The 14,987-nt window shown below is 68.5% G+C and carries 15 protein-coding genes; 9 read left to right on the top strand and 6 right to left on the bottom strand.

Annotation, left to right across the window (positions count from 1 at the left end):
• The first annotated feature begins 56 nt into the window (after positions 1-56).
• The 3 genes from ABGB14_RS01855 to ABGB14_RS01845 are packed head-to-tail and all read left to right on the top strand — an operon-like array spanning position 57 to position 1,984.
• Positions 57-749, top strand: coding sequence for a TetR/AcrR family transcriptional regulator (locus ABGB14_RS01855; protein WP_347641735.1), 693 nt, complete (start codon positions 57-59; stop codon positions 747-749).
• A gap of 24 nt (positions 750-773) precedes the next feature.
• Positions 774-1,103 (top strand): helix-turn-helix transcriptional regulator, encoded by a 330-nt coding sequence (locus ABGB14_RS01850; RefSeq protein WP_347641734.1) that lies wholly within the window; start codon positions 774-776, stop codon positions 1,101-1,103.
• On the top strand, positions 1,100-1,984 hold the full coding sequence (locus ABGB14_RS01845) for a hypothetical protein (RefSeq protein ID WP_347641733.1): 885 nt from the start codon (positions 1,100-1,102) through the stop codon (positions 1,982-1,984). Before ABGB14_RS01850 ends, ABGB14_RS01845 begins: the two co-directional genes overlap by 4 nt.
• A 21-nt stretch (positions 1,985-2,005) precedes the next feature.
• Here the strand turns inward: ABGB14_RS01845 and ABGB14_RS01840 are convergent, their stop codons facing one another.
• The 3 genes from ABGB14_RS01840 to ABGB14_RS01830 form a co-directional block, all read right to left on the bottom strand.
• Entirely contained in the window at positions 2,006-2,605 is a 600-nt protein-coding gene (locus tag ABGB14_RS01840) for a TetR/AcrR family transcriptional regulator (RefSeq protein ID WP_347641732.1), read from the bottom strand.
• Position 2,606: 1 nt separating this feature from the next.
• A complete protein-coding gene (locus tag ABGB14_RS01835) occupies positions 2,607-4,970 on the bottom strand; it encodes a PEP/pyruvate-binding domain-containing protein (RefSeq protein WP_347641731.1) in 2,364 nt (787 codons plus the stop codon).
• Between the two features lie 202 nt (positions 4,971-5,172).
• Complete coding sequence (locus tag ABGB14_RS01830; RefSeq protein ID WP_347641730.1) at positions 5,173-6,573, bottom strand: MDR family MFS transporter; 1,401 nt, start codon at positions 6,571-6,573, stop codon at positions 5,173-5,175.
• Between the two features lie 126 nt (positions 6,574-6,699).
• Between ABGB14_RS01830 and ABGB14_RS01825 the strand changes: the two genes are divergently transcribed.
• Complete coding sequence (locus tag ABGB14_RS01825) at positions 6,700-7,185, top strand: Uma2 family endonuclease (RefSeq protein WP_347643110.1); 486 nt, start codon at positions 6,700-6,702, stop codon at positions 7,183-7,185.
• Positions 7,186-7,240: 55 nt separating this feature from the next.
• Here the strand turns inward: ABGB14_RS01825 and ABGB14_RS01820 are convergent, their stop codons facing one another.
• Positions 7,241-7,657 carry an ATP-binding protein gene (locus tag ABGB14_RS01820; RefSeq protein WP_347641729.1) on the bottom strand — a complete coding sequence of 139 codons (417 nt, stop codon included), beginning with the start codon at positions 7,655-7,657 and terminating at the stop codon, positions 7,241-7,243.
• A gap of 395 nt (positions 7,658-8,052) precedes the next feature.
• Between ABGB14_RS01820 and ABGB14_RS01815 the strand changes: the two genes are divergently transcribed.
• From ABGB14_RS01815 to ABGB14_RS01795, 5 genes are all read left to right on the top strand, one after another.
• Positions 8,053-8,265 carry a DUF397 domain-containing protein gene (locus tag ABGB14_RS01815; protein WP_347641728.1) on the top strand — a complete coding sequence of 71 codons (213 nt, stop codon included), beginning with the start codon at positions 8,053-8,055 and terminating at the stop codon, positions 8,263-8,265.
• Positions 8,266-8,447: 182 nt separating this feature from the next.
• Positions 8,448-8,702 (top strand): hypothetical protein, encoded by a 255-nt coding sequence (locus tag ABGB14_RS01810; protein WP_347641727.1) that lies wholly within the window; start codon positions 8,448-8,450, stop codon positions 8,700-8,702.
• Positions 8,703-9,148: 446 nt separating this feature from the next.
• Positions 9,149-9,391 (top strand): hypothetical protein, encoded by a 243-nt coding sequence (locus tag ABGB14_RS01805; RefSeq protein WP_347641726.1) that lies wholly within the window; start codon positions 9,149-9,151, stop codon positions 9,389-9,391.
• The gene (locus ABGB14_RS01800) at positions 9,388-11,577 is read left to right on the top strand and encodes a hypothetical protein (RefSeq protein ID WP_347641725.1); all 2,190 of its coding nucleotides are present in this window, start codon (positions 9,388-9,390) and stop codon (positions 11,575-11,577) included. Before ABGB14_RS01805 ends, ABGB14_RS01800 begins: the two co-directional genes overlap by 4 nt.
• Before the next feature lie 89 nt (positions 11,578-11,666).
• Positions 11,667-12,179, top strand: a complete 513-nt coding sequence (locus ABGB14_RS01795) for a hypothetical protein (protein ID WP_347641724.1) — start codon at positions 11,667-11,669, stop codon at positions 12,177-12,179.
• A gap of 130 nt (positions 12,180-12,309) precedes the next feature.
• On the opposite strand, the gene leuA is transcribed toward ABGB14_RS01795, so the two are convergent.
• Entirely contained in the window at positions 12,310-14,013 is a 1,704-nt protein-coding gene (gene leuA / locus ABGB14_RS01790; protein WP_347641723.1) for a 2-isopropylmalate synthase, read from the bottom strand.
• Positions 14,014-14,233: 220 nt separating this feature from the next.
• The gene (ddaH, locus tag ABGB14_RS01785; RefSeq protein ID WP_347641722.1) at positions 14,234-14,980 is read right to left on the bottom strand and encodes a dimethylargininase; all 747 of its coding nucleotides are present in this window, start codon (positions 14,978-14,980) and stop codon (positions 14,234-14,236) included.
• Positions 14,981-14,987 lie beyond the last annotated feature (7 nt).

Raw genomic sequence — 14,987 nt, 5'->3', positions numbered from 1 at the left:
TGTTCGTCAAGAGCAGTGCTCTCGAATTTTGACACCGCTCTGATAGCCTGCTGTGCATGACTGCCAGCCGTACCGCAAGAGAACGCGTCAGGGCCGAGCTCACCAGGGAGATCACCGACATCGCGCGGCGCCAGCTCGCCACGGAGGGGGCGGGCGGCCTGTCGCTGCGGGCCGTCGCGCGGGAGATGGGCATGGTCTCATCCGCCATCTACCGCTATTTCCCGAGCCGCGATGACCTGCTCACCACATTGATCGTCGACGGCTACAACGCCCTGGGCGAGGCCGTGGAGCAGGCCGAGTCCGCCTGCCCCCGCGACGACTTCCCCGGACGGTGGCTGGCCGCCTGCCACGCGGTGCGCGAGTGGGCCGTCGCGCACCCGCACGAATACGCCCTGATCTACGGCTCCCCCGTGCCCGGCTACCAGGCGCCCCAGGACACGATCGCGGCCAGGGTGCGCGACGTGGCCGCGTACGGCCGGATCGTCTCCGACGCCTGGGAGGCCGGCGCGATCGCCCCGCCGCCGGACGAGGGCCCCGAAGAGCTCGAACCCGACGCCGGTTCGTTCCGCGAGCTCATGCCGGGCGTGCCCGACGCGGTGATCTGGCAGGCCGTCTCCGCGTGGACCGCGCTGTACGGATGGGTCAACTTCGAGGTGTTCGGCCAGTTCAACAACGTGATCGAGAACCGCAGGACGGCGTTCGAGCACGCGATGCGCCTCGCGGCGGCCACGATGGGGCTTGCTCAGTGACACTTACTAAGTTTTACTGAATACATGGCACGGAAGACATCCGAGCTCGGCCGCTTCACCGACGTGGCGCTGCTGGTGCTCATCAGCCTGGCCGAGGGGCAGAAACACGGCTACCGGATGATCCACGACATCGAGCAGTTCTCGGGGACCGCCCTGGAGCCCGGCACGCTCTACGGCGCGCTGATGCGGCTGGAGGAGCGCGGATGGATCGAGCCCGTCGAGACCGCCGAGCGGCGCAAGCCGTACCGGATCACCGAGAGCGGGCGTGACGCGCTGCGCGAGCAACTCGCCACGCTGCGGCGCATCGAGCAGGCGGGCGTGCGGCGCACCGCGGTCTCCTGGGGGTTGTCGTGATCCTGCGCATCATCGCCGAGTCGGTGCTGAGCCTCTATCCGGACGCGTGGCGGCAGCGCTACGGCGAGGAGGTCGCCGACCTGGTCGCCTCCCGGCCGGTGCGCGTGCGCACGGTGCTCGACCTGGTCGGGGGCGCCGCCGACGCGTGGCTCCACCACCGGCTCATCCCAGGAGGGCGACCGTTCCGCATTCCCGCGGCCGCCGTCCTGTGCATGCTGGGAACCGCTCTGCTGCTCCTGTGGAATCCGGGGGTGCGCGACCCGCAGAGCCTCCACCGCCTCTGGGCCGAGGCCACGCACATGGGGGCACTCGCCCACACGCTGCAGGGGACGGCGATGTCGTTGTTCGTCACGGCGGGGCTCATGGGGGCGCTGGCGGTGACGCCGGTCGTGCTCGCCGCCTCCAGCGCCCTGGGCAGCCCAGGGCAGGGGCTCATGACGCAGGTGACGGCCCGGCAAGTGGTCAGAACAGCGGTCGCCGTCGCCGTCCCCATCACGCTGCTGGGCTCCATCTACTATGCGGTGGCCTTCGCCGACGCCGGTTACCCCGCCGGACCGCTGGGCAACGCGATGACGGGCGGCTTCCTCATCCCGCCCGTCCTGGCGTTCTCGTTGCCCGTGATCGCCGTGGCGGCGCAGGCACCCCCGCTGACGTCCGAAGTCAGGACCGGCGCCACCGTGCTCGCGGTGGCGGCCATCATCAACACGCTGGCCTGGCTGCCTGTGGCTGCCCTGATGCTGCTCGGACTGACGCGGGCGCCGTGGACGTTCGTGGCGGCGGTCACCGCCGGCGCGCTGGTCAGCGTCTGCATGGCCGGGCTGGCCGCGCGGCTCGCGCTCAGGCAGGGCCGGGCCGCGACGGACCGGCTCACCGCCGCTTGAGCAAGGGTCGCGGCGAGCCGGCTACCCCCGCTTGAGCAGCGGCACCAGCACCTCGTCAACGATCTCCACCACGAGGCTGTCCGGGATGGGCGTGCCCTCGAAGAGGAAGTGTTGCCGCAGCAGCGCCTGCCCGGCGTCGAGCCGCCGGGCGGTGACGTCGCCGGGATCGACCTCGCCGCGCTCGACGGCCCGGCGGACGATCTCCTCCATCATCCTCCTCCCGGCGCCCTGGCTGCTCCTCCGCATGGCGTTCAGCGGCGACTCGTTGCGCAGCGCCTCGCCGAGCAGCCCGCGCATCGCCTCGCCGGCCGGACCCGACAACGCCTGTGCCGTACGGCGGAGCATCGCCACCAGGTCGTCGCGGAAGTTGCCGGTGTCGGGCGAGGACTCCGGGGTGGGCAGCGAGCTGTAGACCGCCTCCATCACCAGCTCGATGCGGGAGGGCCAGCGCCGGTAGAGCGAGGCCTTGCTGGCCCTGGCCCGCTCGGCGACCCGCTCCATGGTCAGCCCGGCGTAGCCGACCTCGGCCAGCTCGTCGAGCGTCGCCTTGTGGATGGCCGCGTTGAGCGCCTCGCCCCGGCGCCGCGGACGCTTGCGGTGGTCGGTGACCATGACCTGCATCCTAGGTAGCGCGGGCGACCGTGCCCGCACCGCCGTCGACCGTGACGATCTCCCCGTCCTGGAGCACCGACGTACCCGTGCCCGTGCCCATGACGGCGGGAATGCCGTACTCCCTGGCCACGATCGCCGCGTGCGAGCCGGCGCCGCCGGTGTCGACGACCACGGCCGCCGCCTGCTGGAAGAGCGGCGTCCACGACGGGTTCGTGTAGGGGCAGACGAGCACGTCGCCGCCGTTGAGCTTGCCGAAGTCGGCCGGCTCCCTGATCAGCTTCACCGGCCCGGTCGCGACGCCGCCGCTCGCGGGCGCCCCGCTGAGCAGCGCGTCGCCCGTTTCACGGGGAGGGAAGACCGCGGCGGGGTCGATGAGCCGCACGCCGGACAGCTCCTCCCGCTTGGCCGCCCGCTCTGTGACCGTCCCGCGCAGCCGCTCCCGGCTCTCAGGAGGCAACGCGGTCACGTCCCCGATCGCTTCGAGCTCCTCCAGCCGCAGGTGGAAGACGTCCTCAGGACGGTCGAGCACCCCCACGCCGACCAGGCGGCGACCGATCTCCACCAGCGACCTGCGCAGGACGGGCTGCGGCAGGGTGAAGGAGAAGTGGCTGTCCTCGCGGAAGGCGACGCCCGCGCGAGCCGCCGCCACCCGCCGCCGCACCCTGGCGCGGCGGCGCTCCGAACGCAGGCGAGGGTGGCGGAGCAGGAGGTCGAGCGCGTCGTCGCCCTCCTTCCTCTCGGGTGGGGCGCCGGCCAGGGCCTTGACCAGGCCGAGCACGGCCTCCGGAGCGTCCGCCCAGGTCGGCGGGGTGACGAGGATGGGGCTCGACGTCTCGCGGTGGCCGTACTCGGCGAGGAACGCCCGCAACTCGGCCTCGAACTCGGCGGGCAGCGGGTCGGCGTCGAGCGCGCCGGTGCGTTTGGCCACCTCCGCGAGCCGTTCCAGCGCTTCGTTGGCGTCGGTGGTGCGGGTGCGCGCCCCGGCCAGCAGGTCACCGAACGCCTCGCGGCGACCCAGCCGCCGGACCGTCACCAGCAACCGCAGCAGCGCCAGCCCCGAGCCCGGCAGGTAGTCCATGCGCAGGCCGGCCACCGGCTGCACGACGTCGAGCGTCTCCCTGGGCACGCGGATCAGCCGCTCCCACGGCATCGACGCGAGATCGCGCGCGGCCAGCTCCCTGGCCTGCGCGAGGAAGGTGCGGTAGCGCGGGTCCTCGGTCCAGCGGGCGGGGTCGTACCGTCTGGCCCTGGCCAGAAGCCGGAACGGGGTGAGCAACATCCTCGGCGACGGATGCGGCTTCGGCGGCACGAGCCGGTAGACGACCCCGTCCTCCTCGCTCAGGAAGTTCTCGAAAGCGCCCTTGATCCCGAACGAGGACGTGACCTTGCGCATGAGCCCGGCCGGGCCGTACGGCAGCCAGGTCGTCACGTCGATCGGATAGGGCCGCTCAGGGAGATATTCGAGCAGGACGGTCACCAGCCGGCGCTGGATCGGGTTGAGCTTCCCGACCGGTGGCGGCGGCAGCGCGGTCATCGGGCGGGCCTGCAGCAGGTGCACCCGGCCGCCCGCGTACGCCCACTCCATGTCCTGGGGGCGGCCGAAGTGGTCGGCGACCTCCCTGCCGAGCCGGGTCAGCTCCGCGATCACCGCGTCGGGCAGCCGCTCGGCGGTGGCCGCCGCGCCGGTCTCGCGGGCGACGCCGCCGCCGGAGGTGCCGCGGATGACCACCTCGCGGCGGCCCGGAGTGAAGTCGGCGTGTCCCGAAGCGTCGACCACATAGTGGTCAGGCGTGACGAGGCCGGAGACGACGGCCTCCCCGAGACCGCTGCTGGCGTCGATGACGAGCTGCGCGCGGTCGCCGGTGACGGGGTTCGCGGTGAACATGACCCCGGCCATCTCCGCCTCGACCATGCTCTGGACGACCACCGCGATCCGCACCCCTGAGCCGTCGATCGCGAGCTTCGCGCGGTACGCGATCGCGCGCTCGGTCCAGAGCGAACCCCAGCAGCGGCGCACCGCGTCGAACAGCGCCTCCTCCCCGACGACGTTGAGGTAGGTGTCCTGCTGGCCGGCGAACGCGGCGCCCGGGAGGTCCTCGGCGGTGGCACTGGAGCGCACGGCCACGGGCCCGCCGCCGAGCCCGGCGTAGGCGTCGGCGATCGCCTGCCGCAGGCCGGGGGGCAACTCCACCCGCTCGAAGTGCTCGCGCGTGTCGTGGCCCTGCGCGACCTGCTCGTACGCGTGAGTCGTGACCACGAAGCCACCCGGCACGGGCAGGCCCTTCCTGACCAGCTCGCCCAGGTTGGCGGCCTTGCCACCGGCCACGGCCAGATCGTCATGGCCGAAGGCGTCCAGGGGTGCGACGAGCTTCATGGCATCTTCCTGATTCTCATGGCTTCTCTCCGCTTTCACGGCATCTCCTCGGCTCGTACTCACGACTTGTCCACCGTTTGCGTCCACCGGCCCACCGCCGGCACCCACAACTCGTCCACCGCCCGCACCCGCGGCTTGTCCCCGGCTTTCCTGCACGGCCGTCCCCTCGCTTCCAGCCGCGGCCTCTTCTCGGCACCGGCTTTCACTCACGGCCTCTTCTCGGCTTCACGGCCTCTTCCTCGGCGTGAGCGGTGGTGCGCAGCGGGCGCGCCGGCAGCGCCAGCGCGAGCACGAACGCCACCGCGAGCAGCGGCGCCATGGCCGCGAACACCGGCGGCGCGGCGGCGGCGAAGGCCTCACGCACGCCGGCGGGCAGGACGGCCGGGTCGGTGGCCGCGATGCCGGATCTCATGGTGATCAGCGCCCCCACCAGCGCGACCCCCGCCGAGGCGCCGATCTGGCGCAGGAACGTCACCGACGACGTGGCGGTGCCGAGGTCGGCGTACTCGACGGCGTTCTGCGCGGCCAGCACCATGGTCTGCATGACGAGCCCGACGCCCAGCCCGGTCAGCAACATGGCCAGGGCGAGCGCGAGCGGCGAGGCGCCGGCCAGGCCGATCAGCCCCAGCCCTGCCGCGGCCACCGCCGTGCCGGCGACGGGATAGGGCTTGTACTTCCCGGTCCGCGTGATCAGCCGGCCGGACACGACGGTCGTGGCGAGCACGCCGCCCATGAGCGCGGTCACCAGCAGGCCCGCCTGCGTGGCGCTGGTGCCCGCCGCGATCTGCAGGTAGGCCGGCATGTACGTGATCGTCCCGAACAGCGCGAACCCGATGAGCAGGCTGATCGCCACGGGGATCGCGAAGGCCCGGTCGCGGAAGAGGCGCAGCGGCAGGATCGGGTCCTTGGCGTACCGGGCGCTGACCAGCCAGGCGACCAGCCCGGCGGTGGCCACGACCAGGTAGACGGGGTCGCGGGTCTGCCCCACCATGACCATGCCGACCACGGCGACGGCCAGGGCGAGCGCGCCCGCGACGTCCAGCGGAGCCCGCGCGCGGGGCTTCGGCAGCCGCAGCGTCACGCTCAGCACGACCAGCGCGATCAGGCCGAGCGGCGGATAGATGGCGAAGATCCACCGCCAGCTCAGCCGGTCGATGAACAGCCCGCCGATCAGCGGCCCTCCCACGGCGGCCACGACGTAGGCGGCCCCGATGAAACCGAGATAGCGGCCCCGCTCGCGCGGGCTGACGATCTCGCCGATGATGGCCTGGGCGCCGATCATCAGCCCGCCGCCACCCAGCCCCTGCACGGCCCGGAAGGCGATGAACTGCGGCATCGAGGTGGCCAGCGCGCACAGCACCGCCCCGAACACGAACACCACGATGGCCACCTGCATGACGGGCTTGCGACCGTACCTGTCGCCGAGCTTGCCGTAGACGGGCATGACCACGGTGGCCGCGACGAGATAGGCGGTGACGACGACCGGCATCTGGTCGAGCCCGCCCAGGTCACCCGCGACGGCGGGGAGCGCGGGCGCCATGATCGTCTGGTCGAGCGCACCCAGCAACATCGTCAGGATCAGGCCCGAGAGCACGAAGCCCATGACATCGCTCCTTAGAGAACGAACCGTTCTCTAAGGAGAGTAAACGTCCTTCCATAGAAACGCAACGTTCACTAACCGGGTGTTGCCCAGGTCACCGTGAGCCGTCGGCGATGATTTCTCCGTAAGCTGACGTCACCACCTGCGACTGAGGAGCGCCGATGGCAGCCCTGCCGGAAGACAGCTGGATCCACAGCATCCGCCCTCAGCCCAGTCGCATCTCCGCCGAGGACTACGAGCAGTTCCCAGAGGAGATCTCACGGGCCATCGAGATCGTGGACGGATACGTGGTCTATCGCGAATCTCCGTCCCCTGGGCACCAGATCGCCGGCCGACGACTGGCTTCACGCGCTGCTGGTCGTCGAGATCGTCTCACCCGGCTCCATAACCCAGGACACCGTCGACAAGGTCGCCGAATACGCCAAGGCAGGGATCCCTCATTACTGGATCGTCCACCTGGACCAGACCGGCGTGTCCACCATCGAGCGCTACCGGCTCGACCCTGCCTCGATGCTCTACAAGAGCGTAGGAACGTTGATGACCGAAGCCGATCCCGCCCCCACGATCACCAATCCGCTCCCCCTCACCATCGACTGGGAGGATCTGCGCTTCTGACCCTGGCGTACGGACGGTCACGAAGGTGATCGACGGCCTTCCGGCAGTCGACCAGCTAACGGATCTCCACTGCCACATCCCCAGCCGAACCCTCGGCCGGTGCGGGCGCCGACGCGGCGAGAGGAGGGACGGCTCGGATGGCGCACCACACGGTGCGGCCAAGCCCGTGGCCGTGCTCCCGCACACCCCATTCCTGGGCGATCTGATTGATGATCAGCAGCCCGCGGCCATCCTCCGCCTCCGGCTCCTGCCGTATATGGGGTGCGGAGAACGTGGAGCCGGGATCCCGCACGCCGACGTAGACCGCCCCACCGGCCGCCGCGACCGTGAGGCCGATCAGGGTGTACGGCTTGGCGTTGGAGTGCCGAAGGGCGTTCGTCACGAGCTCGGACAAGGCCAGCACGGCCTCGTCGACCACGGGGTGGTCATCTCCCAGCCATCTGCGTGCGACAGCAGAGGAAATGAAGAGCACCTGACCGCGCGCATGGAACGGCAATCGATCCTACGGCGGCCCAGACCACCCCTCCTCTGGGTAGTACTTGACGAGGGTGTCCTCCACCGACCGATCGGCAGTCGCGCCGTGATGGCCGCGCAACTCACTCGCCTTCTCGAAGCATCCCAGGCGCCCCGGATCACCATCCAGGTTCTCCCTCTCGACGCCTACTGCACGACCGGACTTCTTGGGGGATTCGCTGTCACACAAGCTCACGGAACCCCGGACACGGCATACGTCGAAGCCGCCTCCAACGCTCAGGTAACAGACTGGACAGAGAGTGTCAAAACTCTAGCATTGCGCTATGAAGGGATCCGTTCCGAAGCACTGTCCCAGCGCGATTCCGTAAACCTGATCAAGGAGACAACGCAGCGATGGACAAGCTGACCCAGGAGCTACGGGCAGCCACTTGGATCAAGTCCTCCTACTCGGGCAGCAACGGTGGAAACTGCGTTGAAGTCGCCGAACTGTCCCATGGACACCGAGCCGTCCGTGACAGCAAGAACCCCACCTACCCTGCCCTCATCTTCACCCCAGGCGAATGGAACGCCTTCATCAGTGGCGTGAAGAGCGGCGAATTCGACTGACTACCGCTGGCCCGACGAGGGATGTTCCCGATGCGTCCTGCATTCGTGTCGAACGTCCCTCGCCGGCCTGAGCAAGCCGTCCAGAAAACCGGTTGTTTTCAGGACGGCTAATTGATCTCGGGCGGGGGCGCACCGAGCCTGGGGATGAGTTCGGAGCGGATGACAGCGAAGCAGCTGTCCATATGGCGGCGGAGGCCGGCGAGTTCGTCGCAGAGAGCCGCGAGGTGGTGTCTCATCTCGGCCCGCATGTCGGCGATATCCGCCTGCATCTGGGCGATGTCGGTCATCATGGAAGTGCCGTCTCCGGCATGCGTGCTCGCCTCGAGCGCCCGGAGACGCGTGATCAAGGCGAGGATCCGTACCTCTTCGTTCACCGCATTCCTGCCTTTGCGAAGCTGGGAATGGCAACCCGCACCGGTGGCGGGCGCAAGGTTTGACGGTGAGCATAGTGACACACAGTTGACGTTCATGCTGGTCACCGCCAGCGCCCGGGTGTGGTTCTTTCTCCCGGCGTCTGGCGTGTTTCTCACTCAGATGTAATTGAGCGCGGATGACTGGGGAGGTCCGTCCCTGGTGGACAGGGTCGCAGCCTCCGCCGCTCAGGGGATATCCCGGTGAAGGCTAGTCGGGCGTCTAGCAGCACGTCGTGGTATGTCGCACATCAGCAGAATCGTACGATGACTCTGCACTTCGCCACACCCGGAGCGAAACTGTCATCAGCCAGGCTGATATCCCTATCTGCGGGCAAACTTCGAACGCGCCATACCTTTCACCGGGGTTCAACTTGTTTTGTTGATGCGCTGTTGATTACCGTGCGAATGATGTGGGCGACGTGCCGCCTCCTGACCTGTTCCGGCGCAGCGAACCGTGCGAGGGGATCATCGTGGCTGACCTCGATCGCGAGGCGATGCGTGCCGTGGCGCAGCGGATCCAGCGGCTGTCCGACGAGCACTGGTGGTCGCTCGATCCGTCCTGCCGCCTGATGGAGAGGGACGCGTGGGTGGGTCCGACGGGCGGCCGGTTCGACGCCCAGCTCCACGCCGACCAGCGCGAGCTGCGCGACCTGCTCAGGCAGGCCGTCCACAGCGCGGACCAGAAGCTGGCGTCCATCCCGGACAAGCCATGACCGAGTTCACCGGGGTCAAGCAGCCCGATTTCGACACGATGACGAGCAAGCACACCGAGGCGGCCAGGCGGCTGGAAGAACTGGCCCAGGCTCTGCACAGTGAACTTCGCAGCGCAGGGCTCGACACCTCACCGGCGACGCGACTGCGGCAGCTGGCCGGGCGAGTCACCACACAGGCCGAAGATCTACGGCGGCGGCAGAAACTCGTACACGAGCTCCAACGGCAGCGGATCACTTTGGGCCGGAGCACGCCCGCCGGAAGCTTTCTCGAGATGCCCGACGGTTTGGAGGCTGCCGCAGGCTTGCTGGACGGCACGCTCGCCGGCCGCGCGGCGCTGAAGGCCACAGGCGGTGACTCCACGGCGCTGGCCGAGCTAGAGAAATACGCCTCAAGAGGAGGAGATGCGGAGTTCGTCAAGGCGTTCCTCGGCACGCTGGGCGCCCAGGGCCTGACGCGGCTCCCCGGCTCGCTCGCCGCCCAGCTGCGCGACGCCAGGGCCCACGGCGACGCCGGACGCGTCGCTCAGCTCGCCAGCGGAGGCAGCAAGGCGCTGCGCATGCTGAGCGCCGCCCTGGCCAGAGGAACGGATCCCAAGAATCCGGCGTATGCGGGCGCCGGATTCCTCAAGCAACTCGTGCAGCAGGGCCGGGCCCAGCACAAGACGGGCGGCACGACGTACTCCGGCTACCAGGCGCAGGCGCTCATCTGGCGAGCCCACGACGGTAAGCCACCGTACTCGAAGGGGTTCATGGAGACCGTCGGACGCGACGTGATCGTCTATGAGCACGAGGAACGTAAGGACGAATGGGCGGCGAGCAGAGATTCTCTGGGCCGCTTCTTCGCAGGAACCCAAATCCCCATCATCGACCTGGCCGGCGCACTCGGCCTCGGCACCCTGCTGAGACCCGAAACCCATGCGGGGGCTCCGGGCGCCAAGGCACGGTCGTCCGTGATCGACGACCTGTTCCACGCGGCCAAGTCCAGCCGGGAAGCGTCCCATGCCCTGCTGAACCACACTCCGCCCGGGTGGAAGGAATCCGTCCTGGACTACCTGCTGACGACCCGCTGGGAAGCCGCCCTCCACACGAAGGACCACGCGCCGTTCAACGACCTGCTGGTGACCGCGACCACCGGCCAGGACGCCACGTCTCGGAAGCTGGCCGCCGACATGACGAAGATCCTCTCCAACGAGGTACGCGGCGCCTTCGGCAAGGCCGACAGCGGCAACCTGGAAATCCGGAACCGGGAGGTGTTCGACCGGTACGCCGCGCTGAGTTACCCACTCGCCCGGGCGATCTCGGCCAACATCGACGAGCTATCACGGCTCTACCTGAACCACGCGACCTTCGGCCCAGTCGCGGCGCAGGACATGTCCTACGCGTTGCTGCTCGCCACCTCCAACGACGCGGGGTTCGAGGCACTGATACGCGCACAGACCGAACACATGCGAGCGGCGCTCGCCACAGTGCCTCCCGTCGGCCTCAACGCCTCCAACGTCGAACGACTCGGTTTCACCAAGGCGGACGTCAAGGAGTATGACTTCGACGGGGATGGACGGGTCGACAAGGCCGACATCAAGCAGTTCCTGACGGACCGAACCGTGGCGGAGGCCCGGCCCTTCAATCACATCGTGGAGACCCGTCGCCAAGTGCTGATCGCTCAGGGACTGGGCGACAAGAAGGCGGACGAGGCACTGAAGACCATGGTGGCCAATGCGCTGGGACTACTCCCCGTACCTGGAGCCCGGCAGGTGGGCGAAATCGCCTCTGGAGCCTTCGGCGAACTGGTAGGCAAGGGATACGACAAGCTCGCCGGAGCCGCATATGACGAGATCGCCAAGCAGGTTGCTCAGCAGACGCCCGAACGCAGTCCTAACTTGGACGAGACGCACCGGACACTTGCGGACAATCGCCTGGGGGTCGAGAGGTTGGCCGAGCAGATGCTCGCCTCAGCGATGCTGAACAGAGGCCTGCTTGACGACACCAGAATGCAGGGTCGGCTATTCGCCACAGGAAATCCTCCTACGATCAAACCTTTTGCCCAGATGAGCCCGCAGGAATATAGCGATTTTCTGGACTGGGCTCGCAGGAAGGGCGGGGGAAGCGATCTTCTCGATCGTTTCAATGCCTCCTTCCGGCGGACTAGCGAGGTGGACGACTATCTCGATCTAGAGATCCCACCCTGAGGAAGTGAAAAATGAGGAAATTTCGCGTCCTAACCGCCCTGACTACTCTCCCATTGCTCGCCGCATCCTGCACTACGAAGAGCGACATCGTGCACACACCGGCGCCACTCACCCAGCCGATCGTGGATTCTTCTCCCTATGTCTGTAGATTGATCCCCGAGCAGGCGTTTCGCCTAGTGAGCGGTGCGACAAAAGTTCTCGCGGAGAAAGCGGCCGGCGACGAGAAGAGTGGTGAGTGCTGGGCTCCTGATATGACCCCTCACCCGCTTGAGGTGGGCTGGCTACAAGTTGGCGGCGGAACGAGCCAGGAGCATCTGGATTTCGTGATGAACGACAGGCGTCAAATCTATAGCAGGCACGGCGGCCACACCCTTCCCGAAGATCTCGGCAGCGGCATGGCCGTATACATGCCAAAATCTGTTTTCGCTGAGCAGCCATATCAGGTGAGCGCCAAGTTCCGGTGTGGTGGGAAGGATCGAATGATCGACATCTACCTGGCCCGAGTCGCCAAGGGCAGGGATGGGATCAAGGACCTGGTTGAGCTCATGCGAATCGCCCAGAAACGTTACGGCGAGCTGTACGACTGCACTCCCGGCACGTAAGACCGGAGGCTCCTCGACCGCGACCCCTGTTCTGGAGCGCGGTCGAGGAGGGTGGCCAGCCTCGTGGGTGCGTACCGAATGAGCCGGAAGCCCCGCCGGTCCGTTCGGGGGTCGGCGGTGGAGGCTGCGGTCAGCGGAAGGCGCGGTTGACGGCGGAGATGATGGCCTTGAGGGCGGCGGTTGTGGCGTTGGCGTCGACGCCCACGCCCCACAGCACCTGGCCGTCCACGTCGCACTCCAGGTAGGAGGCGGCCTTGGCGTCGGCGCCCGCGCTCATCGCGTGCTCCACGTAGTCGAGGACGCGCGCCCGGATGCCGACCTGGGTGAGGGCGTCGATGAAGGCGGAGATGGGGCCGTTGCCCGTGCCGGTCACCTCGCGGATCTCGCCGTCGAGGCGGACGTCGGCGCTGATGCGGTCGTGTTCTTCCGTGGACTCGTGGCGGTGGGCCATGAGGCTGAGCCGGCCCCACCGGTTGGTGGGGTTGGGCAGGTATTCGTCGCGGAAGACGTCGTACATCGCGGCCGGGCTGATCTCGCCGCCCTGGGTGTCGGTGCGGGCCTGTACGACCTTGGAGAACTCGATCTGCAGCCGGCGCGGCAGGTCGAGCTGGTGGTCGGCCTTCATGATGTAGGCGACCCCGCCCTTGCCCGACTGGCTGTTGACCCGGATGACCGCTTCGTAGGTGCGGCCGATGTCCTTCGGGTCGATCGGGAGGTAGGGGACGGCCCAGGTGAAGTCGTCGACCGGCACGCCCGCCGCCACGGCGTCCTTCTCGAGGTGTTCGAAGCCCTTCTTGATGGCGTCCTGGTGGGAGCCGGAGAAGGCGGTGTAGACGAGCTCGCCGCCCCACGGGTGGCGCGGGTGGACGGGCAGCTGGTTGCAGTATTCGGTGACGCGGCGGACCTCGTCGATGTCGCTGAAGTCGATCTCGGGGTCGACGCCCTGGGAGAACAGGTTCATGCCCAGCGTGACCAGGCAGACGTTGCCGGTGCGCTCGCCGTTGCCGAACAGGCAGCCTTCGATGCGGTCGGCGCCCGCCATGTAGCCCAGTTCGGCGGCGGCCACGGCGCTGCCGCGGTCGTTGTGCGGGTGGAGCGACAGGATGATCGAGTCGCGGCGCTTGAGGTTGCGGTGCATCCACTCGATCTGGTCGGCGTAGATGTTGGGCGTGGCCATCTCGACGGTGGCCGGCAGGTTGAGGATGGTCTTACGGTCGGGGGTGGGCTGCCACACCTCGGTGACCGCGTCGCACACCTCGACGGCGTATTCGAGCTCGGTGCCGGTGAACGACTCCGGGGAATACTGGAAACGCACGTCGACGTCGGTCGCGTCGGCGAGCTTCTTCACCAGCTTGGCGCCCTCGACCGCGATGGTGGTGATGCCGTCTTTGTCCTGGCCGAAGACCACGCGGCGCTGGAGGGTGGAGGTGGAGTTGTACAGGTGGACGATGGCCTGCTTGGCGCCCTCGATCGACTCGAAGGTGCGCTCGATCAGCTCGGGCCTGGCCTGGGTCAGCACCTGGATGACCACGTCGTCGGGGACGCGGCCCTCTTCGATGATCTGCCGGATGAAGTCGAAGTCGGTCTGCGAGGCGGCGGGGAAGCCCACCTCGATCTCCTTGTAGCCCATGCGTACCAGCAGCTCGAACATCTGGAGCTTGCGGTGGGGGTCCATCGGGTCGATCAGGGCCTGGTTGCCGTCGCGCAGGTCAACCGCGCACCAGCGGGGGGCCTTGGTGATGACCTGGTCAGGCCAGGTGCGGTCGCGCAGGCGTACGGGCTCGAACGGCTGATGGCGATGGATGGGCATAGGGCTGGGTTGCTGGGCGGTCATGGCTGCTGCTCCTGATTCGGACGGAAGGAAGCGGCCGACGCGCACGACAGGCTCCGCGGCGAGGGAGCCGGCCTTAGAGGCCCCCGCCGCGGCAGCTAAGCAGGAGGCCGCGCAGCATGCCAACGACGGTACCAGACGTCTCGCCATGCGCCGTCCCGGGTCTCGGATGGTGAGAAGCGGTCGGGCGAGGCGTCGCCTGTCCGGGGAAGGGTCGTAGGTGTCAGTCCGGGATGAGGACGCTGAGGCAGGTCACGCAGCCTTCGAGTTTCTCGTACTCGGAGATGTCGACGGTTGTCACGGCGAGTCCGCGCCGTTCGAGCATGGCGGCGGTCCGGGGCGCCGAGGCGGCCATCAGGACGCGGTCGCCGCCGAGCGGCACCACGTGGGCACCCGGCTCCTCCTCCGGCACGAGCAGGTCGGGCAGGTCCACGTGCCGGGGATCTCCGATGAGCGTCCCGTCGGGCAGCGCGGTCACCGCCGACTTCAGGTGCAGCACGCCCCGCATCTTCACGGGCACGACTTCGCGTTCGGGGAGGAGGGCCGCCAGCTGCTCGATCCCCTGGTCGTTGGTGCGCGCCGACCTGCCGGCGTACAGGGTGGCGCCGGTCTGCAGCACGTCGCCGCCGTCGAGCGTGCCGGGGGCCGCGATCCTGACGGCCGTCAGCCCGAGCTCGTGTACGGCCGCCGCCACGGAGTCCACCTCCGGCCGCCGCTCCTGCGCGCCGGGCCTGGTCAGCACCGCCAGCCGCCCCGACACGACCACCGCGTCCTCCACGAACGGAGAGTCGGGCAGCTCGTCGGCGGGCGGCACGTACACGGGCCGCCATCCGCCGGCCGCCAGGGCCTCGACGTAGGCGTCATGTTGCGCGAGGGCCCGCCGGTGATCCACGGGTTCGCGTTCGATGTGGGTGACGATGCCTTCGGCGATTCGGGGACCGGGCTTCCTTACCAGCGCAATACCAGCCATAGTGCGT

Origin of the sequence: Nonomuraea sp. B10E15, assembly GCF_039871615.1 — a bacterium.
Classification (GTDB): Bacteria; Actinomycetota; Actinomycetes; order Streptosporangiales; family Streptosporangiaceae; genus Nonomuraea.
This window is presented reverse-complemented; position numbering and strand designations above follow the sequence as displayed.